At 69.4% G+C, this 25,476-nt stretch carries 26 protein-coding genes and 1 pseudogene; 19 read left to right on the top strand and 8 right to left on the bottom strand.

Annotation, left to right across the window (positions count from 1 at the left end):
• Positions 1-105 precede the first annotated feature (105 nt).
• The 13 genes and pseudogenes from AC5Y31_RS17690 to AC5Y31_RS17630 all read left to right on the top strand — a co-directional run bounded on the left by AC5Y31_RS17690 (position 106) and on the right by AC5Y31_RS17630 (position 11,585).
• Positions 106-759, top strand: coding sequence for a rhomboid-like protein (locus AC5Y31_RS17690; RefSeq protein ID WP_499981876.1), 654 nt, complete (start codon positions 106-108; stop codon positions 757-759).
• Between the two features lie 5 nt (positions 760-764).
• Positions 765-2,186, top strand: coding sequence for an NAD(P)H-hydrate dehydratase (locus AC5Y31_RS17685; RefSeq protein ID WP_499981874.1), 1,422 nt, complete (start codon positions 765-767; stop codon positions 2,184-2,186).
• A gap of 10 nt (positions 2,187-2,196) precedes the next feature.
• The gene (gad, locus tag AC5Y31_RS17680) at positions 2,197-3,582 is read left to right on the top strand and encodes a glutamate decarboxylase (RefSeq protein WP_499981873.1); all 1,386 of its coding nucleotides are present in this window, start codon (positions 2,197-2,199) and stop codon (positions 3,580-3,582) included.
• Between the two features lie 176 nt (positions 3,583-3,758).
• Positions 3,759-4,913, top strand: a complete 1,155-nt coding sequence (gene alr, locus AC5Y31_RS17675; protein ID WP_499981872.1) for an alanine racemase — start codon at positions 3,759-3,761, stop codon at positions 4,911-4,913.
• On the top strand, positions 4,903-5,991 hold the full coding sequence (locus AC5Y31_RS17670) for an alpha/beta fold hydrolase (RefSeq protein WP_065026146.1): 1,089 nt from the start codon (positions 4,903-4,905) through the stop codon (positions 5,989-5,991). Before alr ends, AC5Y31_RS17670 begins: the two co-directional genes overlap by 11 nt.
• Positions 5,984-6,439 (top strand): tRNA (adenosine(37)-N6)-threonylcarbamoyltransferase complex ATPase subunit type 1 TsaE, encoded by a 456-nt coding sequence (gene tsaE, locus AC5Y31_RS17665; protein WP_499981870.1) that lies wholly within the window; start codon positions 5,984-5,986, stop codon positions 6,437-6,439. Before AC5Y31_RS17670 ends, tsaE begins: the two co-directional genes overlap by 8 nt.
• Positions 6,436-7,068, top strand: a pseudogene (gene tsaB, locus AC5Y31_RS17660) (tRNA (adenosine(37)-N6)-threonylcarbamoyltransferase complex dimerization subunit type 1 TsaB); the annotation flags it as partial. The gene tsaE and the pseudogene tsaB, both read left to right, overlap by 4 nt.
• Positions 7,069-7,089: 21 nt before the next feature.
• Positions 7,090-7,521, top strand: coding sequence for a ribosomal protein S18-alanine N-acetyltransferase (gene rimI, locus AC5Y31_RS17655; RefSeq protein ID WP_301636207.1), 432 nt, complete (start codon positions 7,090-7,092; stop codon positions 7,519-7,521).
• Complete coding sequence (gene tsaD, locus AC5Y31_RS17650) at positions 7,518-8,543, top strand: tRNA (adenosine(37)-N6)-threonylcarbamoyltransferase complex transferase subunit TsaD (protein ID WP_499981868.1); 1,026 nt, start codon at positions 7,518-7,520, stop codon at positions 8,541-8,543. The genes rimI and tsaD overlap by 4 nt, the downstream gene beginning before the upstream one ends.
• 273 nt (positions 8,544-8,816) lie before the next feature.
• Positions 8,817-9,119 (top strand): co-chaperone GroES, encoded by a 303-nt coding sequence (gene groES / locus AC5Y31_RS17645; RefSeq protein ID WP_019736720.1) that lies wholly within the window; start codon positions 8,817-8,819, stop codon positions 9,117-9,119.
• A 92-nt stretch (positions 9,120-9,211) separates the two neighbouring features.
• On the top strand, positions 9,212-10,825 hold the full coding sequence (groL, locus tag AC5Y31_RS17640; RefSeq protein WP_499981867.1) for a chaperonin GroEL: 1,614 nt from the start codon (positions 9,212-9,214) through the stop codon (positions 10,823-10,825).
• Positions 10,826-10,990: 165 nt separating this feature from the next.
• Positions 10,991-11,290, top strand: a complete 300-nt coding sequence (locus AC5Y31_RS17635) for a GlsB/YeaQ/YmgE family stress response membrane protein (RefSeq protein ID WP_065026109.1) — start codon at positions 10,991-10,993, stop codon at positions 11,288-11,290.
• A gap of 13 nt (positions 11,291-11,303) precedes the next feature.
• Positions 11,304-11,585 (top strand): hypothetical protein, encoded by a 282-nt coding sequence (locus AC5Y31_RS17630; RefSeq protein WP_065026147.1) that lies wholly within the window; start codon positions 11,304-11,306, stop codon positions 11,583-11,585.
• A 48-nt stretch (positions 11,586-11,633) separates the two neighbouring features.
• Here the strand turns inward: AC5Y31_RS17630 and AC5Y31_RS17625 are convergent, their stop codons facing one another.
• Positions 11,634-12,632: a PE-PPE domain-containing protein gene (locus AC5Y31_RS17625; protein ID WP_234787484.1), complete on the bottom strand. Its 999-nt coding sequence runs from the start codon at positions 12,630-12,632 to the stop codon at positions 11,634-11,636.
• Between the two features lie 119 nt (positions 12,633-12,751).
• Here AC5Y31_RS17625 and AC5Y31_RS17620 point away from each other — a divergent pair, with 119 nt between their 5' ends.
• Both AC5Y31_RS17620 and AC5Y31_RS17615 read left to right on the top strand, forming a co-directional pair.
• Positions 12,752-13,132: a carboxymuconolactone decarboxylase family protein gene (locus tag AC5Y31_RS17620; RefSeq protein ID WP_499981865.1), complete on the top strand. Its 381-nt coding sequence runs from the start codon at positions 12,752-12,754 to the stop codon at positions 13,130-13,132.
• On the top strand, positions 13,129-14,016 hold the full coding sequence (locus AC5Y31_RS17615) for an NAD(P)-dependent oxidoreductase (protein WP_499981863.1): 888 nt from the start codon (positions 13,129-13,131) through the stop codon (positions 14,014-14,016). Before AC5Y31_RS17620 ends, AC5Y31_RS17615 begins: the two co-directional genes overlap by 4 nt.
• Here AC5Y31_RS17615 and AC5Y31_RS17610 read toward each other — a convergent pair.
• The 4 genes from AC5Y31_RS17610 to AC5Y31_RS17595 all read right to left on the bottom strand — a co-directional run bounded on the left by AC5Y31_RS17610 (position 14,000) and on the right by AC5Y31_RS17595 (position 16,118).
• Complete coding sequence (locus AC5Y31_RS17610) at positions 14,000-14,938, bottom strand: PE-PPE domain-containing protein (RefSeq protein ID WP_499981862.1); 939 nt, start codon at positions 14,936-14,938, stop codon at positions 14,000-14,002. The two genes, AC5Y31_RS17615 and AC5Y31_RS17610, sit on opposite strands and share 17 nt — an antisense overlap.
• Positions 14,939-15,099: 161 nt before the next feature.
• Entirely contained in the window at positions 15,100-15,441 is a 342-nt protein-coding gene (locus tag AC5Y31_RS17605; RefSeq protein ID WP_499981861.1) for a DUF732 domain-containing protein, read from the bottom strand.
• A 53-nt stretch (positions 15,442-15,494) separates the two neighbouring features.
• Positions 15,495-15,731: a hypothetical protein gene (locus tag AC5Y31_RS17600; protein WP_065026113.1), complete on the bottom strand. Its 237-nt coding sequence runs from the start codon at positions 15,729-15,731 to the stop codon at positions 15,495-15,497.
• A 96-nt stretch (positions 15,732-15,827) separates the two neighbouring features.
• Complete coding sequence (locus AC5Y31_RS17595; protein WP_064853543.1) at positions 15,828-16,118, bottom strand: WhiB family transcriptional regulator; 291 nt, start codon at positions 16,116-16,118, stop codon at positions 15,828-15,830.
• Between the two features lie 258 nt (positions 16,119-16,376).
• On the opposite strand from AC5Y31_RS17595, the gene AC5Y31_RS17590 reads away from it, so the two are divergent.
• Entirely contained in the window at positions 16,377-17,186 is an 810-nt protein-coding gene (locus AC5Y31_RS17590) for a hypothetical protein (protein WP_499981858.1), read from the top strand.
• Positions 17,187-17,210: 24 nt separating this feature from the next.
• Here the strand turns inward: AC5Y31_RS17590 and AC5Y31_RS17585 are convergent, their stop codons facing one another.
• The gene (locus tag AC5Y31_RS17585; protein ID WP_024440345.1) at positions 17,211-17,615 is read right to left on the bottom strand and encodes a DUF5319 domain-containing protein; all 405 of its coding nucleotides are present in this window, start codon (positions 17,613-17,615) and stop codon (positions 17,211-17,213) included.
• Positions 17,616-17,764: 149 nt separating this feature from the next.
• On the opposite strand from AC5Y31_RS17585, the gene guaB reads away from it, so the two are divergent.
• From guaB to AC5Y31_RS17570, 3 genes are all read left to right on the top strand, one after another.
• Positions 17,765-19,348: an IMP dehydrogenase gene (gene guaB, locus AC5Y31_RS17580; RefSeq protein WP_499981856.1), complete on the top strand. Its 1,584-nt coding sequence runs from the start codon at positions 17,765-17,767 to the stop codon at positions 19,346-19,348.
• A gap of 68 nt (positions 19,349-19,416) precedes the next feature.
• Positions 19,417-20,544 carry a GuaB3 family IMP dehydrogenase-related protein gene (locus AC5Y31_RS17575; RefSeq protein ID WP_207511778.1) on the top strand — a complete coding sequence of 376 codons (1,128 nt, stop codon included), beginning with the start codon at positions 19,417-19,419 and terminating at the stop codon, positions 20,542-20,544.
• A gap of 60 nt (positions 20,545-20,604) precedes the next feature.
• Positions 20,605-22,338: a GMC oxidoreductase gene (locus AC5Y31_RS17570; protein ID WP_065026117.1), complete on the top strand. Its 1,734-nt coding sequence runs from the start codon at positions 20,605-20,607 to the stop codon at positions 22,336-22,338.
• Between the two features lie 3 nt (positions 22,339-22,341).
• Here the strand turns inward: AC5Y31_RS17570 and AC5Y31_RS17565 are convergent, their stop codons facing one another.
• Together AC5Y31_RS17565 and AC5Y31_RS17560 are read right to left on the bottom strand one after the other, a co-directional pair.
• Positions 22,342-24,702 carry a glycoside hydrolase family 65 protein gene (locus AC5Y31_RS17565; protein WP_499981855.1) on the bottom strand — a complete coding sequence of 787 codons (2,361 nt, stop codon included), beginning with the start codon at positions 24,700-24,702 and terminating at the stop codon, positions 22,342-22,344.
• A 10-nt stretch (positions 24,703-24,712) separates the two neighbouring features.
• Positions 24,713-25,450 (bottom strand): beta-phosphoglucomutase family hydrolase, encoded by a 738-nt coding sequence (locus AC5Y31_RS17560; protein WP_301633912.1) that lies wholly within the window; start codon positions 25,448-25,450, stop codon positions 24,713-24,715.
• Positions 25,451-25,476 lie beyond the last annotated feature (26 nt).

The raw sequence follows: 25,476 nt of genomic DNA, 5'->3' as shown, positions 1-25,476 counted from the left end.
GGTGCACCCCATCCCATCGGTGCCGGTCGCAAACGGACGGCCTGATTTTGAGGAGACGTTATCAGTGGATGGCCCGTAACAGTCCGCCATGCGAGGCTGTACGCCGTGGCAGACGTCAGGACCCGCCTGGCCGCGGCGTGGCACTTCGTGCACAGCGCCCCGCTGACCTACCTGTGGTTGGCGGTGCTGGGGGTCACCACCGCCATCCAGCACCTGGCGGGTCCCCGATGGCACTCCATGCTCGTCGAGCAGTCGACCAACCTGCACCATCTGGCCACCGACCCGCTCGAGGTGCTGGTCTCGAGCCTGCTGTGGATCGACGGCAAGGATCTCACGCCGTATCTGGTGCTGTTCACGCTGTTCCTGGCTCCCGCGGAGCACTGGCTGGGACATCTGCGTTGGCTGCTGGTCGGGTTGATCTCCCATGCGGGCGCGACCTATCTCAGCGAGGGCGCGCTCTACGTGTTGATCCACCTGCACCGGGAATCGGAGCAGCTGACCTACGCCCGCGATATCGGGGTCAGCTACTTCCTGGTCGGCGTGATGGCGGTGCTGACCTACCGGATCCGCCGGCCGTGGCGCTGGGGCTATGTCGTCGTGCTGCTGGTCATATTCACGGTGCCGTTGGTGCTCAGGCCCGACTTCACCGCGGTCGGCCACGCCGCCGCCGTACTGATCGGATTGTGCTGCTATCCGCTGACCCGGCACCACCCGGCGCGTCCGACTGACCCCGAGGTCCGGACCGGGCAACTAGCCTGACACCGATGCGGCACTACTACACCGTCGAGGAGATCCGCGCCGCCGAGGCGCCCCTGCTGGCAAGCCTGCCCGACGGCGCGCTGATGCGTCGGGCGGCGTTCGGACTGGCCACCGCGATCGGCCGTGAACTGACCTCCCGCACCGGCGCGGTGGCCGGCCGCCGCCTGTGCGCGGTGGTGGGTTCCGGCGACAACGGCGGCGACGCCTTGTGGGCGGCCACGTTTCTGCGCCGACGCGGCGCGGCGGCCAGTGCGATCCTGCTCAACCCGGAGCGCGCCCACGCCAAGGGCCTGGCGGCTTTCGTCAGGGCCGGCGGCCGGATCGTCGACACGGTGCCGCCCGCAACGGATCTGGTGATCGACGGGGTGGTCGGCATCTCCGGGCGTGGAGCCTTGCGCCCGGGCGCCGCGGAGATCTTCGCTGCCGCCGAAGCTGCGGGCATCCCGGTGGTGGCCGTCGACATCCCCAGCGGCCTGGACCCGCACACCGGCGCGGCGGACGGCCCGGCGGTGCACGCTGCGCTGACCGTCACCTTCGGTGGCCTCAAACCGGTGCACGCACTGGGGGACTGCGGCCGCGTCGAACTCGTCGACATCGGCCTGGACCTGCCGGCCACCGACATCCACAGCCTGACTGCCGCCGACGTCGAGGCGTGCTGGCCGGCGCCCGGCCCGCGCGACGACAAGTACACCCAGGGCGTCACCGGAATCCTGGCCGGCTCAGCGACCTACCCGGGCGCGGCGATCCTGTGCGCCGGCGCGGCGGTGGCCGCCACCTCCGGCATGGTGCGCTACGCCGGAAGTGCTGCCGCGCAAGTTGTTTCGCACTGGCCCGAGGTGGTGGCCGCGCCCAGCCCGGCGGCGGCCGGCCGGGTGCAGGCCTGGGCCGTCGGGCCGGGGCTGGGCACCGACGAGGCGGGGGCGGCCGCACTGTGGTTCGCGCTCGGCACCGACCTGCCGGTGATCGTCGATGCCGACGCGCTGACCATCCTGGCCGCCCACCCCTCGCTGGTGGCCGATCGACAGGCCCCGACGGTGCTCACCCCGCACGCCGGCGAGTTCGCCCGGCTGGCCGGCCACCCGCCCGGGCCAGACCGGGTGGGTGCGGCCCGCGCCCTTGCCGAGAAGTTCGGGGCCACTGTGCTGCTCAAGGGCAACGTCACCGTCGTCGCCGACCCGTCCGGCCCGGTTTATCTCAACCCCGCCGGCGGGTCCTGGGCGGCCACCGCCGGCTCCGGCGACGTGCTGTCCGGGATGATCGGCGCCCTGCTGGCCTCCGGGCTGCCCGCCGGGAAGGCCGCTGCCGCAGCCGCGTTCGTGCATACCCGCGCTGCCGCGGCTTCGGCCGCCGATCCCGGTCCCGGCGACACCCCGACGTCGGCGTCGCGCATCTTGGCCCACATCCGCACCGCCCTGGCCCAGCTATAGAGGAGATGCCGTGTCCCATTCCCATCCGTCAGTCCCCGCGCACACCGTCGCCCCCGCCTACACCGGGCGGCTGTTCACCGCTCCGGTCCCGGCGTTGCGGATGCCCGACGACCCGATGGACCCGCAGGCCGCCTACCGCTTCATCCACGACGAGCTGATGCTCGACGGCAGTTCCCGGCTGAATCTGGCCACCTTTGTCACCACCTGGATGGACCCCGAGGCGGCGACGCTGATGGCGGAGTCGTTCGACAAGAACATGATCGACAAGGACGAATACCCGGCCACCGCGGCCATCGAGCAGCGCTGCGTGTCGATGGTCGCCGACCTGTTCCACGCCGAGAACCTGCGCGACGACGACCCGGCCAGCGCCATCGGGGTCTCCACCGTCGGGTCGTCCGAGGCGGTGATGCTCGGCGGGCTGGCGATGAAGTGGCGCTGGCGGGCCAAGGTCGGCGACTGGCAGGGGCGCACGCCCAACCTGGTGATGGGCGCCAACGTCCAGGTGGTGTGGGAGAAGTTCTGCCGCTACTTCGATGTCGAGCCCCGCTACCTGCCGATGGCCGAGGGCCGCTACGTGATCACCCCCGAGCAGGTGATCGACGCCGTCGACGAGAACACCATCGGGGTGGTGGCGATCCTGGGCACCACCTACACCGGCGAGCTCGAGCCCGTCGAGGCGATCTGCGCGGCGCTGGACAAGGTGGCCACCGGGGGCGGCGTGGATGTGCCTGTGCATGTCGACGCGGCCAGTGGTGGGTTCGTGGTGCCTTTCCTGCACCCGGATCTCAAATGGGACTTCCGGCTGCCGCGGGTGGTGTCGATCAACGTCAGCGGCCACAAGTACGGGCTGACCTACCCCGGCATCGGCTTCGTGGTGTGGCGGGCCGCCGACTATCTGCCCGAGGAACTGGTGTTCCGGGTCAACTACCTGGGCGGGGACATGCCCACCTTCACGCTGAACTTCTCCCGGCCGGGCAACCAGGTCGTCGGCCAGTACTACAACTTCCTGCGGCTGGGCCGCAGCGGCTACACCGAGGTGATGCGGACCTTGTCCGACACCGCGCGCTGGCTCGCGCGTCAGCTGGCCGCCAGCGAGCACTTCGAGGTGATCAGCGACGGCTCGGCGATCCCGGTGGTGTCGTGCCGCCTCACCGGGAAGCGCGGCTACACCGAGTTCGACGTCTCCCACGAGCTGCGCACCTTCGGCTGGCAGGTGCCGGCCTACACCATGCCGGAGGGCGCCGAGGACGTCGCGGTGCTGCGGGTGGTGGTCCGCGAGGGCCTGTCGGCGGACCTGGCCCGGGCGTTGTTCGATGACATCGTGAAGTCGGTGACCGCCGTGGACCGGGTCAAGCCCGAGGGGCACTACGACGATGAGCAGCACTTCGCGCATTAGATTCCTCGGCCTTCGGCCGCCTTCCTCGCCCTTCGGTCACCTCCCTCCGAGCCTTCGGCCCCCTCCCGCCGCCGAGTGTGTAACAGCTGCGATTTTTCGCCCGTTTTTTCGCAGTGGTTGCACACTCGGCGCGGGCGGCGGGGCATACGGGTGGTTCTGGGACAATTGACGGTGACATGACTGCCACATCCCGAACGGCCGGCCTGCTCGGTGAAGCGCTGGTGGACCTGGACGCCATAGCCCACAACGTGCGGGTGCTGTCCGACCAGGCCGGCGCCGCCGAACTGATGGCTGTGGTCAAGGCCGATGGCTACGGTCATGGTGCGGTCCAGGTGGCGCGCGCGGCGCTGGCGGCCGGTGCCGCCGAACTCGGGGTCGCCACCGTCGACGAGGCGCTGGCGTTGCGGGCGGCCGGCATCGCCGCCCCGGTGCTGGCGTGGCTGCATGGGCCCGACACCGACTTTGCGCCCGCCCTGGCCGCCGACGTGCAGATCGCGGTTGCCTCGGTGCGCCAGCTGAACGAGTTGCTCGACGCGGTGGGACGCACCGGCCGCACCGCGACGGTCACGGTCAAGGCCGACACCGGGATGAACCGCAACGGTGTCGGTGCCGCCGGCTACCCGGAGCTGCTGAGCGCGCTGCGCCGCGCCGTCGCCGACGACGCGGTCCGGGTGCGGGGCCTGATGTCGCACCTGGCCTGCGCCGACGAGGCCGCCAGCCCGGTCAATGACCTTCAGGCCGGGCGGTTCTCCGACATGCTGAGCCTGGCTCACGATCAGGGCCTGAAATTCGAGGTGGCGCACCTGGCCAACTCGGCCGGGGTGATGAGCCGCCCCGACCTGGCCTTCGACATGGTGCGGCCGGGAATCGCCCTATACGGCCTGAGTCCGATTCCGGAGCGCGGCGACATGGGCCTCATCCCGGCCATGACGCTGAAATCCATTGTGGTACTGGTGCGCTCGTTGAAAGCGGGGGAGGGCGTCTCCTACGGGCACACCTGGATCGCCGAGGCCGACACCACCGTGGCGCTGGTGCCGATGGGGTACGCCGACGGGGTGTTCCGCCCGTTGAGTGGACGCTTCGAGGTGCTGATCAACGGCCGGCGCCGGCGCAGCGTCGGGCGGGTGTGCATGGACCAGTTCGTCGTCGACCTCGGTCCCGGGCCGGTCGACGTCACCGAGGGCGACGAGGTCGTGCTGTTCGGGCCCGGTGCGAGCGGCGAGCCGTTGGCCCAGGACTGGGCCGACGAGCTGGGAACCATCCATTACGAGGTGGTGAACTCACCACGCGGACGGGTGGCCAGGACGTATCGGGGTGCCAATGGCCGCTAGAAGACGAACCTGGCTGGCCGGGGCGGCTGGGCTGTCCGCCGTGGGCACCATTGCCGGGTCCGCCGTCGCGCGCTCGGTAACCCGGCGCACCACTGCCGAAGATCCCTACGCGGCCGAGGATTTCGAAATTCTGGCGCACGACCACAGTTCGGTGGTTGTCACCGACGACGGCGTCGAACTGGCGGTGCGCGACGTGGGACCCCGCAACGCGCCGCTGACCGTGGTGTTCGCGCACGGATTTTGTTTGCGGATGGGCTCTTTTCACTTTCAGCGGGCCCGGCTGACCGCCGAGTGGGGCAGGCAGGTGCGGATGGTCTTCTATGACCAGCGCGGCCACGGCGACTCGACCGTCGGCTCGCCTGCGAGTTACACCGTGCCGCGGCTCGGTCAGGACCTGGAGTTGGTGCTGCAGGTGGCGGCGCCGCGCGGTCCGGTGGTGCTGGTCGGGCATTCGATGGGCGGCATGACCGTGCTGTCGCACGCCCGCCAGTTTCCCCAGCACTACGGCAGCAAGATCGTCGGCGCAGCACTGATCTCCTCGGCGGCCAGAGGGGTTTCCCGATCGCCGCTCGGGGAGATTCTGCGCAACCCGGCCCTGGAGGCCGTCCAGTTCAGCGTGCGCTACGCACCCAAGCTGGTGCACCGCGGACGCGGCGCGGCCCGCCGGGTGATCTCCCCGATCCTGCGAGCGGCCTCCTACGGCACCGACGAGATCAGCCCGAGCGTGGTGGCGTTCTCCGAAGAGATGATGCACACCACCCCGGTCGCCACCATGGTGGGTTTCTTGCACGCGCTGGAGGTGCACGACGAGAGCGCCGCGCTGGCGACACTGGCCAAGATCCCGACCCTGGTCGCTTGCGGTGATCGCGATCTGCTTACCCCAGACGGCTATTCGCGGGCGATGGCGGCCGTGCTGTGGGATTGCGAGCTGGTGATCGTGCCCGGCGCCGGACACCTGGTGCAGCTGGAGGAACCCGACGTCATCGATGACGCTCTGGTGCGCTTGGTCGAGCGGGCCACACCGCGCCGGGTGGAGCTGACTCGCCGGTTGCGCCGGAAGGCCGGGCGTGGTGGCTGAAACGCAGATCCTGGCGACCGCCGAAGACACCATCGCGCTGGGCGCGCGACTGGGCGCTCAGCTGCGCGCCGGCGACGTGGTGGTGCTGTCCGGTCCGCTCGGAGCCGGAAAAACAGTGCTGGCCAAGGGGATCGCTGCCGCTCTCGATGTCGACGGGCCGGTCACCTCGCCGACGTTCGTGCTGGCCCGCGAACACCGGCCCCGCCGTCCCGGCGCCCCGGCGATGATCCACGTCGATCTGTACCGGCTGCTCGACGAGTCGGGCCTGGACCTGCTGGCCGAGCTGGACTCGCTGGACCTGGACACCGAACTCGACGACGCCGTCGTCGTGGTCGAGTGGGGCGAAGGACTGGCCGAGCGACTCTCCGAGCGGCACCTGGACATTCGGCTGGACCGCGGCGCCGAATCCGAGGCGCGCACCGCGACGTGGCGGTGGCAGACGCCATGACCGGGGCGATCCTGACCATTGACACCGCCACGCCTGCGGTTACCGCGGGCGTGGTGGCCCTAGACGAGACCGACCGGCGCACCGTATTGGCCGAGCGGGTGACGCTGGATGCCCGCGCGCACGCGGAGCGACTCACCCCCAATGTGCTTGCCGCCCTGGCCGATGCCGGCTTGAGCATGACCGATCTGGCCGCGGTGGTGGTGGGTTGCGGGCCGGGGCCGTTCACCGGTCTGCGGGTCGGGATGGCCAGTGCCGCCGCCTACGGGCACGCCCTGGGCATACCGGTGCTCGGCGTGTGCAGCCTGGACGCGATCGGGGTGTGCACCACCGGCGCCACCTTGGTGGTCACCGACGCCCGGCGCCGCGAGGTCTACTGGGCGCGCTACCGCGACGGGATCCGGGTGGCCGGACCGGCGGTGAGCGCCCCGGCCGCCGTCGATCCCGGCGACGCCCTCGCGGTGGCCGGCTCGCAAGCGCACGCCGGACTGTTCGGCCTGCCGACGCTCGACGTGTCCTACCCGACGCCTGCGGGACTGGTTGCCGCGGTGCGGGATTGGGACGCCGATCCGGCGCCGCTGGTGCCGATGTATCTGCGCCGGCCCGACGCCAAGCCGGCGGCGTCCGCCACGCCGCTGGTCACCCTCGGCCCGTTGGTCGAATCCGACGCGCCGCGCTGTGCCGAATTGGAGGCGAAGCTGTTCGGCGGCGACGACCCGTGGCCGGCCGCGGCTTTTCGCCGGGCGATCAGTGCCCGCGATCACCACTACGTTGCGGCCCGCATCGGCGACACACTCGTGGGCTACGCCGGGATCTCGCGGCTGGGGCGCACCCCGCCGTTCGAATTCGAGGTGCACACCATCGGAGTGGACCCGGGCCACCAGGGCCGCGGGATCGGCCGCACGCTGCTGGCCGACCTGCTGGCCTACGCCGACGGCGGCGTCGTACACCTGGAGGTCCGCACCGACAACGCCGCGGCGATCGCGCTCTACCGCGACGTCGGCTTCGTCGAGACGGGGCTGCGTCGGCGCTACTACCGCAATGGCGCGGACGCCTACATGATGCGGCGGGAGGCCTGTCCATGACGATCGTGCTTGCCATCGAATCCTCGTGCGATGAAACAGGTGTCGGCATCACCCGGCTGGAAGCCGACGGCACCCTGACGTTGCTGGCCGACGAGGTGGCCTCCAGCGTGGAGGAGCACACCCGGTTCGGTGGGGTGGTGCCCGAGGTCGCGTCGCGGGCGCACCTGGAGGCGCTGGGCCCGACCATGCGCCGGGCCTTGGCGACGGCGGGGGTGGACAAGCCCGACGCCGTGGCGGCCACCATCGGACCGGGTCTGGCCGGGGCGCTGCTGGTGGGCGCGGCCGCGGCCAAGGCCTACGCGGCGGCCTGGGGCGTGCCGTTCTACGCCGTCAACCACCTGGGCGGGCACCTGGCCGCCGACGTCTACGCGCACGGGCCGCTGCCCGAATGCGTGGGGCTGCTGGTCTCCGGCGGCCACACCCACCTGCTGCACGTGCGGTCGCTGGGGGAGCCGATCGTCGAGCTGGGCAGCACTGTCGACGACGCCGCGGGGGAGGCCTACGACAAGGTGGCCCGGCTGCTCGGGCTGGGCTATCCGGGCGGGCGGGTGCTCGACGAGCTGGCCCGCACCGGCGACCGCGAGGCGATCACGTTCCCGCGCGGGATGACCGGCCCGCGCGATGACCCCTATGCGTTCAGCTTCTCCGGCCTGAAGACCGCGGTGGCCCGCTATGTGGAGCGCAACCCCGACTTCGTCCCCGCCGACGTGGCGGCCGGCTTTCAGGAGTCGGTCGCCGACGTGCTGACCGCCAAGGCGGTTCGTGCCGCCACCGACCTCGGGGTCGACACGCTGCTGATCGCCGGCGGGGTGGCCGCTAATTCCCGGTTGCGTGAGCTGGCCGAGCAGCGCTGCCAGGCAGCCGGGTTGACACTGCGGATCCCGCCGCTGCGATTGTGCACCGACAATGGGGCGATGATCGCGTCGTTCGCGGCGCACCTGATCGCCGCCGGGGTGGCACCGTCGCCGCTGGATGTGGCCACGAACCCGGGCCTGCCGGTGGTCCAGTGCCAGGTCGCCTGACCCACCCCGGCGAACGTGCGTGTTTGCACCGCGACACGCCGTTGCGGGCGTACCAATGTGCACCTTCGCGCAGAAGTTGCGGTTCGCACCGGGTCGACCTTGAGTGCTAGCACTCTCATGTATAGAGTGCTAGGTGGCAATCGGACGATTCCTTGCTCGGCACCCGCGACGACGACGCGAGGACGCGCACGAATGCCGAACACCTTAAGTAAGTACGTTCCGATGGGCCCGGTGAGCCGGGTCGCATCCAGACAAATGTGGAGGGCTCCAATCGTGGCGAGCGTGAACATCAAGCCACTCGAGGACAAGATCCTCGTTCAGGCCAACGAGGCCGAGACCACGACCGCTTCCGGTCTGGTCATTCCGGACACTGCCAAGGAGAAGCCGCAGGAAGGCACCGTCGTCGCCGTCGGCCCCGGCCGGTGGGACGAGGATGGCGACAAGCGGATCCCGCTGGACGTCAAGGAAGGCGACGTCGTCATCTACAGCAAGTACGGCGGCACCGAGATCAAGTACGCCGGCGAGGAGTACCTGATCCTGTCGGCGCGCGACGTGCTGGCCATCGTCGGCAAGTAGCCACAAGCAACCACCGTGCCCGCCCCGGAGATCCCCGTACCAATCTGGTTTAGGGGGGATCTCCGGGGCGGCACGCGTCAGAGAGAAGAGCCATGAGCAAGCAGATTGAGTTCAACGAGGCTGCCCGCCGGGCCATGGAGGCCGGCGTCGACAAGCTGGCCGACGCGGTCCGGGTCACCCTGGGCCCGCGCGGCCGCACCGTGGTGCTGGCCAAGTCGTTCGGCGGCCCGACGGTGACCATGGACGGCGTCGCCGTGGCCCGTGAGATCGACCTAGAGGACCCGTTCGAGAACCTCGGCGCCCAGCTGGTGAAGTCGGTGGCCACCAAGACCAACGACGTGGCCGGCGACGGCACCACCACCGCCACCGTGCTGGCCCAGGCCACCATCTCCGGCGGGCTGCGCAACGTCGCGGCCGGCGCCAACCCGATCGCGTTGGGCGCCGGTATCGCCAAGGCGGCCGACGCGGCGTCGGCGGCGTTGCTCGCCGCGGCCACCCCGGTCTCCGGCAAGGAGTCGATCGCGCAGGTGGCCAACGTGTCCTCACGCGACGAGGAGATCGGTGAGCTGGTCGGTGAGGCGATGACCAAGGTCGGCAGCGACGGCGTGGTCAGCGTGGAGGAGTCCTCGACGCTGTCCACCGAGCTGCAGATCACCGACGGTGTCGGCTTCGACAAGGGTTTCCTGTCGGCCTACTTCGTCACCGATTTCGACGCGCAGGAGGCCGTCCTGGAGGACGCGCTGATCCTGCTGCACCGGGACAAGATCAGCTCGCTGCCCGACCTGCTGCCGCTGCTGGAGAAGGTCGTCGAGGCGGGCAAGCCGCTGGTGATCATCGCCGAGGACGTCGAGGGTGAGCCGCTGTCGACGCTGGTGGTCAACGCGATCCGCAAGACCCTCAAGGCCGTCGCGGTCAAGGCGCCGTACTTCGGCGACCGGCGCAAGGCGTTCCTGGAGGATCTCGCGGTGGTCACCGGCGCCCAGGTGATCAACCCTGACGTCGGCCTGACGCTGCGCGAGGCCGGTCTCGATGTGCTCGGCTCCGCCCGCCGGGTGGTGGTGTCCAAGGACGACACCGTCATCGTCGATGGAGCCGGCGGGTCCGACCAGGTGGCCGCTCGGGTCAAGCAGCTGCGCGCCGAGATCGAGGCGACCGACTCCGACTGGGACCGCGAAAAGCTCGAGGAGCGGCTGGCGAAGCTGGCCGGCGGCGTGGCCGTGATCAAGGTCGGTGCGGCCACCGAGACCGCGCTCAAGGAGCGCAAGCACCGGGTCGAGGACGCGGTGGCGGCGGCCAAGGCCGCGGTCGAAGAGGGCATCGTCCCCGGCGGCGGCGCCGCTCTGGTGCAGGCCCGCGCGGCGCTGTCGGAGCTCGCGCTGAGCGGTGACGAGGCGCTGGGCGTCGAGGTGTTCGCCGCCGCGCTGAGTGCACCGCTGTACTGGATCGCCACCAACGCCGGCGTCGACGGTGCCGTGGTGACCAGCAAGGTGGCCGAACTGCCTGCCGGGCAGGGCTTCAACGCTGCGACGCTGACCTACGGTGACCTGGCCGCCGACGGGATCGTCGACCCGGTCAAGGTGACCCGGTCGGCGGTGCTCAACGCCGCCTCGGTGGCGCGGATGGTGCTGACCACCGAGACCGCGGTGGTGGAGAAGCCGGCCGAGGAGGCCGCTGACGCCCACGGGCATCACGGGCACGCGCACTAGCCCGGCGCGACAAGACGCGAAAGCCCCCATTTCGGCAACGGAATGGGGGCTTTCGCGTCTTCTCGGCGGCCTGGATGCGGCGGTTTGTAACCGCGCAAAACGGGTATTGATTCATCGCGTCGTCGATCAGGACGGTGTATTGAAGGCGCTGTAAAGGAGATCACGATGGACCCAGTGGCGGCTACTGAATTCCTGGCCCGCTCTAGCACGTTGACCAGTGTCGGATGGATCGGTTACATCATTATCGGAGCCATTGCCGGCTGGATCGCAGGCATGATCATGAAGACCAAGTACGGCCTGCTTACCGATGTCGTCGTCGGCGTTGTCGGCGCTTTGATCGGCGGTTTTCTGCTCAGCTTCGTCGTCGACACGGCAAGCGGGGGCTGGTGGTTCACCTTGTTCACCGCAATTCTGGGCGCGGTCATCCTGCTCTGGCTGCTGCGTCTGTTCGGGCGCGAGGCGTAAGGGGCGAGCGATGATGATGAAATACGTTGCGGTTGGGGCCATGAGCCTGGGTGTGCTGCTGTCCAGCGGGTGCTCGGCATCGAAGGTGATCAACACCGGTGGCGACACCAGGTGCAAGGACTTCGTCGAACAGGACGAGAAAAAGCAGGACGACGAAATCAGCAAGATGCTCAAAGACAAGAGCGGCGCGGACCCCTCCAATTTGGAGATTTCTGCGACCCGACTGTCAGTGTCGACTTACTGCAAGACGGTGGGAACTCCGGACAGCAAGATATCCGAGGCCCCGCACGGCTGATTGGAATTGCGCTGGCCCCAACACGATTCGTTCCAGGCTGTGCACGGCTCAGAAGAAGTTGCTGAAAAGCAGGTTCATCGAGTCGAACAGGGCCTGGAACGGATCGCTGGTGGCGACCCCGTGCCAGAGTAAGGCGCTGAGCCAGGCGTCGAAGCCGTTGATGTCGCTGTCGTCGATATTGACGTAGGTCAGGGCACCGTCGACCGTGGTGGTGGCGTCGGCGATCTGGTCCGGCGTCAACCCCAGGTACTCGACGTGGGCACCGAAGATGCCCAGCAACGCGCCCCACAGGCCGTCGGCGGCGTAGACGTCGGCGAAGTTGGAGACCGGATCATCGGGCAGGCCGTAGATGGTGGCCGCGTACAGATCGTTGGGCGTCAGGTTCCCGAGGACTTCGGTCATGCCGAGAAGATTCAGCAGATAGTGCGTCAGGCTGGGCCCGATCGTCGCCTCCATCGCCGCTTCCAGGTACTGCCAGACGCCGTCCGGCGCGGAGGGGTTGCCGATGAACACGAAATGCAGCGAGTCCAGCGGGATGCCCGATTCGGCGAGCCGGGTCATGGCGATCGACTCGGCGGTGGCGCTTTGGGAGTAGCCGAAGATCGTCAGCGGGTGTTCGGCATCGTAGGCGCCCGGGTTGGCGGCGAAGGCGTTCTGGACCGCGAGCACGATGAGCCCCGCGCCGGTGAGGCTACTGGGGCCCTGCTGGAACAGTTCCGGGGTGGTCAGCACCTGCAGTGGGGCGCTGCACGGGTCGGTGCCGTCCATGTAGCAGACCGTCGAGTCGGTCGAGCCGCCATTGAAACCGAGCGGGTTGAGGTAGAGATTCTCGGCGGATCGCGCGAATTCGGGTGAAGGCGTCGGCTGGCCGGTTCCGCCGAGGATGAGCGCCGTCTGGCTGCCCGCCAGCGGACCGGTGGACGCCAGCAGCGTGGCCGCGGCGCTGACGGTCTGACTGACCCCCACGCCGGCGGCGGCCGCCAGCATTCCGGCGACCGCGAGTTGGGCGACCGCCTTGTACGCATTCCCAACCTGGACCTGAGTCATCGCACCCTCCCCGCTGTGTGTTGGATGAGATTATCCCGTTCTCATATTTGAGTCTAGGGTTCTCACTGTCGTTCTCGACGGGGCGCAACTCCGCCGACAGCATCGCCACAAGGAGAACCATGGACCAACCGACCTACGAGCGGGGCCGCGCAATCCGCAAGGCCGTGCTGGGCGACGCCTATGTCGCCAAGGCCGAGACCGGTGACGACTTCTCGAAGCCGTTCCAGGACTTGGTCACCGAGTACTGCTGGGGCGCGGTGTGGGGACGCGACGGCCTGTCGCGCAAGACCCGCAGCATGCTCAACCTGGCGATGATCGCGGTGCTCAACCGGCCCCATGAGCTGCGCACTCACGTCAAAGGGGCGCTCACCAACGGCGTCACCCGCGAGGAGATCCGAGAGGTTTTCATGCAGGTGGCGATCTACGCCGGCGTTCCCGCCGCGGTGGACAGCTTCCGGATCGCCCGCGAAGCGTTCGCCGAATACGAGAGCGCGCGATGATCGGCTTCATCGGGTTGGGCAACATGGGATTTCCCATGGCCAACCGGCTGGCGGCCGCGGGCCGCGAACTGGTCGTCTATGACCCACGCGTCGAAGTAGTGCAGCAGGCAGCGGCTTTCGGCGCCCATGGTGCGTCCTCTTCCCGCGCGGTGGCCGACCGGGCGGAGATCGTGTTGGCCAGCCTGCCGTCGTTGCAGGCGTCGGCGGCGGTAGCCGCGGAGGTGACCAATGGCGCCAAGGTCGCGGTGTTCGTCGACCTGTCGACCGTAGGAAGTGCTGCGGCGCAACGCAACCACGCCACCCTGGCCGCCGGCGGAATCGCAGCGCTGGACGCTCCGGTCAGCGGCGGCGTGGGCGGGGCGCAGCAGGGCGGCCTGGCCATCATGGTCTCCGGGCCGCGCGCGGCGTTCGACACCGCCAAGGCGCTGCTGGAGGAACTGGGCCGCCCGATCTTCGTCGACGAGAAACCCGGCGCCGCCCAGACCATGAAACTGGTCAACAACCTGATGGCGGCCACCACACTGGCCGCCACCGCCGAAGTCATGGTGATGGGAGTCAAGGCCGGCCTCGACCCGCAGGTGATGATCGAGGTGCTCAACGCCGGCTCGGGCGGAACCCACGCCAGCCGCGACAAGTTTCCCAAGGCGGTGTTGCCGCGCACCTTCGACTACGGATTCGCGACCGGCCTGATGGTCAAGGACGTGCGGCTCTACCTCGACGAAGCGCAGGCGCTGGGCCTGCCGAGGCCAATCGCCGACGCGGTGGCCGGCCTGTGGGAGTCGACGCTGCGCGAGCAGGGCCCCGAGTCTGATTTCACCTCGGTCGTCAAGGTGTTGGAGGAGGCCGCCGGGGTCACCGTCGGCGCGATCAGAAGAAGTCGTTGAACAGCAGTTGCAAAGAGTCCCAGAGGCTCTCGAAGATGCCGCTGTTGGCTGCTCCGCCGACGAAGACGGCATTGAGCCAGGCATCGAGGCCGTTGATGTCGCTGTCGTCGATGTTGACGTAGGTCAGGTCGCCGTCGACCGTGGTGGTGGCGTCGGTGACCTGCTCGGGTGTCAGGCCCAAGTACCACACGTGCGGCCAGAGGATGTCCAGCAGCGCGCCGAACAGACCTTTATCCGCATAGACGTCGGTGAAGTTGGCGACCGGGTCGCCCGGCAGGCCGTAAATCGTTGTGGCGTAGAGGTCATTGGGGGTGAGGTTGCCGAGGACTTCGGTCATGCCGAACAGATTGAGCAGATAGTTCGTCAGGCTGGGCCCGAGCGTCGCCTCCATGGCCGCTTCCACGTGTTGCCAGATGCCATCTGGAGTCGACGGGTCGCCGATGAACACGAAATGCAATGAATCGCTGGGAATTCCGAGCTCGGCCAGCCGGGTCATGGCGATCGACTCGGCGGTGGCGCTTTGGGAGTAGCCGAAGATCGTCAGCGGGTGTTCGGCGTCGAACGCGCCCGGGTTGGCGTTGAATTCGTTCTGAACGGCGAGCACGATGGCCGACGCGCCTGTGAGACTGCTCGGGCCCTGCTGGATCAGTTCGGGTGTCGTGAGCACCTGCAGCGGGGCGCTGCACGGGTCGGTGCCGTCCATGTAACAGACCGTCGAGTCGGTTGATCCGCCGTTGAATCCCAATGGGTTCAGAAACAGGTTCTCGGCGGATCGCGCGAATTGCGGTGACGGCGTCGGCTCGGTGGTGCCGCCCAGGATGAGCGCCGTGACGCTGCCGGCCAGTGGACCGGTGGAGGCCAACAGCGTGGCCGCGGCGCTGACGGTTTGGCTGATCCCCACGCCGGCCGCGGCCACGATCATGCCGGAGACGGCAACGTGGGCAACCGATGTTTTTACTGCTGCTCCCCGCGTTCTCATCGCATGTGCTTATCACACGCTGATATTGAGCTCACGGGTTTTGCGATCGTTCTAATTGACACGCCCGTCAGAGCTGGCCGGGTGTTTTCGCTGTCCCGGGACGGTCAGAGCGTGTCCGGGCACAGATTGTGCTGCGCGGCGTTCAGCAGCATGCGGCCCTTGTCGAGGTCGTTCGGGTTCAGCTGCGCCAGCGTCTGTTCGGGCTTCTCGCCCAGGTGCAGCCGGTTGCAGGCCATCCAGCCGTTGGCCACCACCACCCCGTCGGGCATCTGGGCGTCTCCGATGCTCAGGCCCGGGAAGCCGTTGGCCCGCAGTTCATTGAGGAACCCTTGCTCATCGGCGCTGGCCAGGGGTGCGCCGACCACACCGATGGCGAATCCTGCCGCGACGGTTCCGAACAGGAGCTGCTTGCGCACGTTGTTCCCCTCGCTCTCGACGGCCTGCACCGTGGGGAAGCGTAACGGTGCCGCCGGCGGCGATACCGGATAACTGCGCAATCTCACCCCAACGGCGACAATCCCTGGTTGGGCCGTAGCCCACCGGGCGCATAGGGGCCGGTCACCAGCGAGGGGCAGGCGCCGAACGCGCCTACCACCGCGCCGGTGTCGGGGCAGTAGTAGACGTCGCTCAGATCGCCGCAGAGCCGCTGGTCGAAGCAGCCGGCCGGATCGGCGTGGGCCGGCGCGGCTACGCCGAGGCCGAAGGAGGCGACAACTACTGCCAGGAATGCACGCATGCCCGTGATCCAACCCGACCGGTCCGACAATCTCCGGGACGAGAACAGCCCCCGAATCGCCGGGGGCTGTTCGCTACGGCCGTCGGTCCGGCGGGGTCAGCCGCTGGCCCGCAGGTTGCAGCGGAGCGCGGCGTGCCGCTCGGCCTCGGACATGCCGCCCCAGATGCCGTAGGGCTCGCCGACGGCGAGTGCGTGCTGACGGCATTGCTCCAACACCGGGCAGTTGCGGCACCACTTCTTGGCGTTCTGCTCCCGCTGCGCTCGGGCCCGGCCGCGCTCCCCGTCGGGTGGGAAGAACACCGATGAGTCGACCCCCCGGCAGGCTCCTTGGAGTTGCCAATCCCAGACGTCCGCGTTGCGGCCGGGCAGTTGCTCAACCAGTGGCATGGGAACCCCTCTCAAACGCTGGTCGGCCGGAACGGTTGCGGCCGTTGAGGTCTCTGGCGGTGCGCGTAAAACAGCGCCGGCGGCATCCGGCGCTGTGGGGACCGTAGCCAAAGCGTCTGAAGTTAGGCCTACGTAACGGTTAAGAAAGGCTGGCCTAAGCCGGTGGACATTCCCTGGGATTTTTTCCGGACGTACGGACGGAGGGGCGAGCGGGCGGACGTCGAGGCGCTGGTCGGGCCCGCGTAACGTCGCTCAGCGATGACCGAGGACTCAGACGCGACGTTTGCTGCCGCCGCGTTCGGCGATGCACCGGGCCGCTGGCCCTTGCCCGCCGCGACCACGCCCCGCCAGCGCTGGCTGCGTGCCGTCGCCGCCGGCGGTCAGGGCCGTTACGCCGCTGCCACCGCCGACCTGGCGGCACTGCTACGCGACGCACCCAACGGGCCGCTGGCCTCGCTGGCCCACAGCACCCGGGCGTCATTCCTGCGCCAACTCGGCGGGCACGATCTCGCCCGGGGCCTTGACGGCCGGGCACTGGCCCTGGCCGGCGAGGAGCCGGAGGCCGCCGCCGATGCCCTGGTGGGCCTGGCCGCCGACGCCCTGGGAATCGGGCGCTTCGCGGCGTCGGCGGCCCTGCTGGCCCGCGCTCGGCAGGTTCCCGAACCGCCGTTAGCGGCGCGCCTGGCGGTGCGCCGGAACTGGGTGACGGCCGAGCTGGCGATGGTCACCGGGGACGGCGCCACCGCGGTGCGGCACGCCGAACGGGCCCTGGAGTTGGTCTCGGAAGCCGGGGAAGGCATGGTGCGCCACCAGGTGAAAAGCCAGGTGGTGCTGGCCGGCGCGCTGTGCTGCGCGGGAAGTGTCGACCGCGCGCGCGGCGTGGCCGAGGCCGCACTGCAGGACACCGAGCGGCTGGGGCTGATTCCGTTGCGCTGGGCGCTGGCGTGCCTGTTGGCCGACGTGAGCGACGCTGCCGGCGCGGCCTATTCCGTTGCGGAGCTACGCGATCTGCGTGACCAGACCGCAGCGCTGGTGCGCCACCGTGGGGGAAGCTGGCAGGGCGCCTAACCAGGCTGTGACAAAGGGGACGGCTCAGCGGTAGCCGTCGGCCTCCGAGGTCGCCCCGTTGAGGGAGGCGTCGGCGTAACCGCGGCAATAATCCCAGGTCACGTAGCTGTCCGGCTCCGGGTCGTAGGCCGGCTCGTGCGGGCGGACGGTGCCGTCGATGAGCAGCTGCAGCAAGTTGGCGCGCAGCATGTCCCAGTCGTGGTAGTGGTCCTGTTGACAGTCGTCGCAACACACCACCAGGCCGCGGATACCTCGGTGCGCCAATAGTGCTTCGTAGACCGCGAGGTCAGCGAGGTCGGCTTCGACCGCGGTCCGCTCCTGCGGATCCAGTGGCTGGCCCGGTTCGACGGCGTCCAGCGCAGCGGACGGGTCGTGGGGATCGTCGGCGAACGGGTCGGGCGGCAAACCGGGTGGCAGGTGGTCACGCACGCCCATAGGGTACGCAGACCCCAGGACAGAACGCCAGCGGCCGTTCTGCGGCCCGCATAATCGCAGCCAAGGTGGTGGGGAACGAAAGCCGCTGTACGCCGCGATTAGGATGGACCTCTATCCCCCCGGCTGCGTAGTGGAGGCTCCCGATGTCCGTTGGTGATGCCAGCGCCCCGACGATTTCCCATGCCGCCATGGGCCCGCACGATGATCTGCCGACCGGCGGCCCGTCCGGCGGGCACCCGGCCAAGATCGCCATGCTGGGCCTGACCTTCGACGACGTTCTGCTGCTTCCGGCGGCCTCCGACGTGGTGCCGGCCACCGCCGACACCTCCAGTCGGCTGACCCGCAAGATCCGGCTCCAGGTGCCGCTGGTCAGCTCCGCCATGGACACCGTCACCGAGGCCCGGATGGCGATCGCGATGGCCCGGGCCGGCGGCATGGGCGTGCTGCACCGCAACCTGCCGGTCACCGAGCAGGCCGGCCAGGTCGAGACCGTGAAGCGCTCCGAGGCCGGGATGGTCACCGACCCGGTCACCTGCACCCCGGAGAACACCCTGGCCGAGGTGGACGCCCTGTGCGCGCGGTTCCGGATCTCCGGGCTGCCGGTCGTCGATAAGAACGGCTCACTCGTTGGGATCATCACCAACCGGGACATGCGCTTCGAGGTCGACCAGAACAAGCCGGTCGCCGAGGTGATGACCAAGGCGCCGCTGATCACCGCGCAGGAGGGGGTCTCCGCCGACGCCGCGCTGGGCCTGCTGCGCCGGCACAAGATCGAGAAGCTGCCGATCGTCGACGGTCGCGGCAAGCTGACCGGGCTGATCACCGTCAAGGACTTCGTCAAGACCGAACAGCACCCCAACGCCACCAAGGACAGCGACGGCCGGCTGCTGGTCGGCGCCGCGGTCGGTGTCGGCGCCGACGCCTGGGTGCGGGCGATGACGCTGGCCGACGCCGGCGTCGACGTGCTCATCGTGGACACCGCGCACGCCCACAACCGGGGAGTGCTCGACATGGTCGGCAAGCTCAAGGCCGAAGTGGGGGAGCGGGTCGACGTGGTCGGCGGCAACGTGGCCACCCGGTCCGGCGCTGCCGCGCTGGTCGAGGCCGGCGCCGACGCGGTGAAGGTCGGCGTGGGCCCGGGCTCCATCTGCACCACCCGGGTGGTCGCCGGGGTGGGTGCCCCGCAGATCACCGCGATCATGGAGGCCGTTGCGGTCTGCGCGCCCGCCGGGGTGCCGGTGATCGCCGACGGCGGGCTGCAGTACTCCGGGGACATCGCCAAGGCGCTGGCCGCCGGTGCCTCGACGGCCATGCTCGGCTCGCTGCTAGCCGGCACCGCCGAATCGCCCGGCGAGCTGATCTTCGTCAACGGCAAGCAGTTCAAGAGCTACCGCGGCATGGGGTCGCTGGGGGCCATGGCCGGAAGGGGCTCCGGGGGCACAGCCAAGTCCTACTCCAAGGACCGCTACTTCCAAGACGACGCGCTCTCCGAGGACAAGCTGGTGCCCGAGGGCATCGAGGGCCGGGTGCCGTTCCGCGGCCCCCTGACCACCGTCATCCACCAGCTCACCGGCGGGCTGCGGGCGGCGATGGGCTACACCGGGTCGGCGACCATCGAAGCGCTGCAGCAGGCGCAGTTCGTGCGGATCACCGCCGCGGGCCTGAAGGAAAGCCACCCGCACGACATCACCATGACCGTCGAAGCGCCGAACTACTACGTGCGCTGAGCAGACGTCCGTCCCGGCACATTCTCGCGTAGCGAAAACAGAAACGAGGCTGACCCGTCATGCGTGACATGGTTGAGATCGGCATGGGCCGCACCGCCCGTCGCACCTACGAGCTCGACGACATCAACATCGTGCCCTCCCGGCGCACCCGTTCCTCCAAGGACGTGTCCACGGCCTGGCAGCTGGATGCCTACCGCTTCGAGATCCCGGTGCTGGCTCACCCCACCGACGCGCTGGTCTCGCCGGAGTTCGCGGTCGAGCTGGGCCGCCTCGGCGGTCTGGGGGTGCTCAACGGCGAAGGACTGATCGGCCGGCACGCCGACATCGAGGCCAAGGTCGCCCAGGTCGTCGAGGTGGCGGCCAAGGAGCCGGAGCCGGAGGCGGCGATCCGGCTGCTGCAGCAGCTGCACGCCGCGCCGCTGGACCCTGAGCTGCTCGGTGCCGCGGTGGCGCGGATCAGCGCGGCCGGGGTGACCACCGCGGTGCGGGTGAGCCCGCAGAACGCCGCGGCGCTGACCCCGGTTCTGGTGGCCGCCGGTGTCGACCTGTTGGTCATCCAGGGCACCATCATCTCCGCCGAGCGGGTCGCCAACGACGGGGAGCCGCTGAACCTCAAGACCTTCATCTCCGAGCTCGACATCCCGGTGGTGGCCGGCGGCGTGATCGACCACCGCACCGCGCTGCACTTGATGCGCACCGGCGCGGCCGGGGTGATCGTCGGCTACGGGTCCACCTCGGGGGTGACCACTTCCGATGAGGTGCTGGGCATCTCGGTGCCGATGGCCACCGCGATCGCCGACGCCGCCGCGGCTCGCCGCGAATACCTCGACGAGACCGGCGGGCGGTACGTGCACGTGCTGGCCGACGGCGACATCCACACGTCCGGGGACCTGGCCAAAGCGATCGCCTGCGGCGCCGATGCGGTGGTGCTGGGCACGCCGTTGGCGGCGGCGGCCGAGGCGCAGGGCGACGGCTGGTACTGGCCGTCGGCGGCCGCGCACCCGTCGTTGCCGCGCGGTGCGCTGATGCAGGTCGCCTATGGCGAACGTCCGGGCTTGGCGCAGGTGCTCGACGGCCCCTCCGATGACCCGTTCGGTTCGCTGAACCTGGTCGGCGGGCTGCGCCGGTCGATGGCCAAGGCGGGCTACTGCGACCTCAAGGAGTTCCAGAAGGTCGGGCTGACCGTCGGGAGCTGACGTCCAGGTAAGGGCAGCCTATCTAGCGAGTTACCGGCGGGTAGCCCATACTTGCTGGCTATGGAGCGGGATTACCAACCTGACTACGACGTCCTGATCATCGGCTCGGGTTTCGGTGGCAGCGTCAGCGCCCTGCGACTGACCGAGAAGGGTTATCGCGTCGGCGTTTTGGAGGCGGGACGCCGCTACGCCGACCCCGACTTCGCCAAGAACTCGTGGCACCTGCGCGACTTCCTGTGGGCGCCGAAGCTGGGTTGCTACGGCATCCAGCGCATCCACCTGCTCAACAACGTCATGGTGCTGGCCGGTGCCGGGGTGGGCGGGGGCTCGCTGAACTACGCCAACACCCTCTACGTGCCGCCGGAGCCGTTCTTCGCCGACAAGCAGTGGGCACACATCACCGACTGGCGTGCCGAGCTCATGCCGCACTACGACCAGGCGCAGCGGATGCTCGGCGTGGTCAAGAACCCGACGTTCACCGACGCCGACCGCATCGTCAAGCAGGTCGCCGACGACATGGGCGTCGGCGACACCTTCGTGGCCACGCCGGTCGGGGTGTTCTTCGGTGAAGGCGGCGAGAAGACCCCGGGCAAGACGGTGCCCGACCCGTACTTCGGCGGCGCCGGCCCGCAGCGCACCGGCTGCCTCGAGTGCGGCGAGTGCATGACCGGTTGCCGCTGGGGCGCCAAGAACACCCTGGTGAAGAACTACCTGTATTTGGCCGAATCGGCTGGCGCACAGGTGCATCCGATGACGACGGTGACCGGGTTCGAGCCGGGCGACGACGGCCTGTGGCAGGTGCGCACGGTGCGCACCGGCCTGCGCGCACGCCGGCATCGCAAGACCTTCACCGCGCGGCATCTGATCTTGGCCGCCGGCACCTACAACACCCAGCGGCTGCTGTTCAAGATGCGCGACAAGAACAAGCTGCCCAAGCTCTCCGACAAACTCGGCGTGCTGACCCGCACCAACTCCGAATCCATCGTCGGCGCAGCCACTTTGGACGTCAAGGCGGGCCTGGACCTGACCCACGGCGTGGCGATCACCTCCTCGATCCACCCCACCGCCGACACCCACGTCGAACCGGTCCGCTACGGCAAGGGCTCCAACGCGATGGGTCTGTTGCAGACCCTGATGACCGACGGCGCGGGTCCGCAAGGCACCGATGTCCCGCGCTGGCGGCAGCTGCTGGATCAGGCCCGCGAAGATCCCCGCCACATCCTGCGGCTACTCAACCCGAAGCAGTGGAGCGAGCGCACCGTGATCGCGCTGGTGATGCAGCACCTGGACAACTCGATCACCACCTTCACCAAACGCGGCAGGCTGGGCTTCCGCCGCTACACCAGCAAGCAGGGCCACGGTGAACCGAACCCGAGCTGGATCCCGGTCGGCAACGAGGTCACCCGCCGCATCGCCGACAAGATCGACGGCGTGGCCGGGGGTACCTGGGGCGAGCTGTTCAACATCCCGCTCACCGCGCACTTCTTGGGCGGGGCGGCGATCGGCGACAGCCCAGAACACGGTGTCATCGACCCCTACCAGCGGGTGTACGGCTACCCGACGCTGGCGGTGATGGACGGCGCGGCGGTCTCGGCCAACCTCGGCGTCAACCCGTCGCTGTCGATCACCGCCCAGGCCGAGCGGGCCGCGTCGCTGTGGCCGAACAAGGGCGAGACCGACCAGCGGCCGGCCCAGGGCGAGCCCTACCGGCGGCTGGAGCCGATCGCGCCGAAGAACCCGGCGGTACCCGATCAGGCCGTCGGCGCGCTGCGCTGGGCCTCGGGGATCGCCTGAGCCTCATCTCGCGACGTGGTGCCGGTGGCGGGGTGCGCGCCCGGGCGGCTGCTGCGGTGTCGACAGCAGCGGTTCGCGCCGGCAGGCGGGCACCGTCGTGGGTGACTGGGTGGACAGTTCGAGTTCCTTGCCGTCATGGTGGATCGTCAGCCGGCCCTCGGGCCCGTCGCGCAGCGTGTAGGTGACCTCGTCGTCGGTGGCGCTGACCGTGACGCGGAACCCGCCCCAGCGCAACCGGAACCGTAGGCGTGAGATCCCGTCGGGCAGTGCGGGATTCAGCGCCAGCACGCCTCCGTCGTCACGCAGACCGCCGAACCCGGCCACCAGCGCGAGCCAGGTCCCGGCCAGCGCCGCCAGGTGCAATCCCTCGCGGGTGTTGTCGTGCAGATCGCGCAGGTCGACGAGCGCCGTCTCGTAGGTGTAGTCATGGGCCAGTTCCAAATGTCCCACCTCGGCGCACATCACCGCCTGGGTGCAGGCCGACAGTGAGGAGTCCCGCACCGTGCGCCGCTCGTAGTAGTCGACGTTGCGGGCCTTCTCTTCGGGGCTGAACGCGTGGCTGCGCCAGTGCATGGCCAGCAGGACGTCGGCCTGCTTGACCACCTGGGCCGGGTACAGCCGCACATAGGGTTCGTTGAGCAGCAGCGGATAGGTGGTCCGGGTGTCGAAGTCCCACTCCGCGGCGGAGGTGAAGCCTTCGCACTGCGGATGCACGCCGAGCTCCTCGTCATAGGGGATGTGCGCGGCGTCGGCGGCATCGCGCCAGCTGGCCATCTCCTCGGTGGTGACCCCCAGCTCGTGGGCGGCATCGGGGTGGCGGGCGCACGCCTCGGCGGCGGTGCGCAGATTGTGCGCGGCCATCAAATTGGTGAACACGTTGTCCCGCACGATCGCGGTGTACTCGTCGGGGCCGGTCACCCCCGACAGGTGCCACACCCCGTGCCGGTCGTGGTGTCCCAGCGACCGCCACAGCCGCGCGGTCTCGACCAGCACCGCCAGCCCGCACTCGGCCTCCAGGGAGCCATCCCCGGTGACGACCCGGTACTGCTCGAACGCCGCCGCGATGTCGGCGTTGATGTGCCAGGCGGCCGTGCCGGCCGGCCAGTACCCGGAGCACTCCTGGCCGCGGATCGTCCGCCACGGGAACGACGCCCCGGCCAGCCCGAGTTCGGTGGCCCGGTCGCGGGCCAGATCAAGTGTCGACGACCGCCAGCGCAACGCGTCGGCCGCCGCGTGCGGAGCGGTGTAGGTCAGCACCGGGATGATGAAACTCTCACTGTCCCAGAAGGTATGGCCGTCATATCCGGTACCGGTCAGGCCCTTGCTGGGGATCGCCCGTCGCTCGGCGCGCGCGCTGGCCTGCAGCAGGTGGAACAGTGCGAAGCGGACCGCCTGCTGGCACTCCGGGTCGCCGTCGACCTCGACGTCGGCGCCGTCCCAGAACTCGTCGAGGTACTTCCGCTGGGAGTCGAGCAGGCCCTGCCAGCCGCTATAGAGGGCACCGGTCAGCGCGGCGACGGCCTGGTCGCGCAGCGCGGGCCGGGACCGTTCGCTGGACCAGCCGTAGGCCAGGTACTTGACGATTCGCAGTTTCTGCCCCGGGCGCAGCCCGCACACCACGGTCGTGGCCGCCACGTCGGGAATCGCGATCGTGTTGACCTGGACCCGGCCGGGCACCTCGATCTCGTGATTCATGGCCGCGGCCATCATCAGTTCACTGGCCCGAGTGCGGTGCACCAGCACCGCCCCGCGGTCGGTGTTCTCCCGCTCCACGGCCTCCAGCGGGTTGTCCAGGATCGCCGCGACTCGCGGGTCGCCGGAGGTCGGCGGTTGGTCTTCGTTGGCGACCAGCTCGGATTGCACTGTCACCCGGACGAATTCGTCGATCGCCTCGACGACGTATTCGATCGCCGCGACGCTGCGCTGGGCCAGTGACACCAGCCGGGTCGAGTGCACGTTGACCTGTTTGCCGGCCGGGGAGCGCCAGTGCACGTGGCGGGTGAGGGTGCCCGCCCGCAGGTCGAGGATGCGCTCGTGGTCGATCAGCTCGCCGTAGCGGACGTCGAACGGCTCGTCGTCGACCATCAGCCGGATGATCTTGCCATTGGTCACGTCGACGACGGTCTGCCCGGCCTGCGGATAGCCGAACCCGGCTTCGGCGTAGGGCAGTGGCCGCACCTCATAGAACGAGTTCAGGTAGGTGCCGGGCAGGCCGTAGGGCTCGCCCTCGTCGAGGTTGCCGCGCAACCCGACGTGCCCGTTGGACAGCGTGAACAGGGATTCGGTCTGCCCGAGCAGATCCAGGTCGAGGCGGGTCTCGCGGATCTGCCACGGTTCGATCGGAAAATAGTCCTCAGGGATCATCGGCCTGCCTTCACAGAAGTTCCTCCAGATCGGTGACGACGACGTCGGCGCCATGGCTCAGCAGGTCTTCGGCCTGACCGACCCGATCGACGCCCACCACGAAACCGAACCCGCCGGCCCGCCCGGCCGCCACCCCCGACAGCGCGTCCTCGAACACCGCGGCGCCGGCGGGGGCGATATCGAGCAGCTGCGCCGCCCGCAGGAACGAGTCCGGGGCCGGCTTGCCCGCGATGTGTTCGGTGCGCAGAGTGACGCCGTCGACGCGCTGCTGGATGAACGTGTCCAGGCCGGTGATCGCCAGCACTTCGCCGGCGTTGGCGCTGGCCGACACCACCGCGGTGGCCAGGCCCGCCGCGGTGGCCGCCGCCAGGTAGCGCCGGGACCCTTCGAACACGTCCACCCCGTCGGCCTGCAGCGTTACCTGAAACGCCGCGTTCTTGCGGTTGCCCAGGCCGTGCACGGTTTCGGCGTCGGGCGGGTCGTCGTCGGCGCCGTCAGGCAGCACGATGTCGCGGCTGGCCAGGAAGGTGCGCACCCCGTCGTCGCGTTTGCGGCCGTCGACGAATCGCAGATAGTCGTTCACCGGGTCGAACGGCACGAACGGCGCACCGGTGCGCTCGGCGCGCGCCGACAGATACCCGTCGAACATGGCCTTCCAGGCCCGGGTGTGCACGCTGGCGGTGTCGGTGAGCACGCCGTCGAGGTCGAACAGGCAGGCGCGCACCGTTTCGGGCAGTCCCAGCGCCATAGCGCCCCCTTCCGGCTCGGGCTGAT

This window comes from Mycobacterium sp. NGS18 (assembly GCF_059813185.1).
The sequence above is the reverse complement of the archived record's forward strand: the minus strand, read 5'-3'. Positions and strand labels throughout refer to the sequence as shown.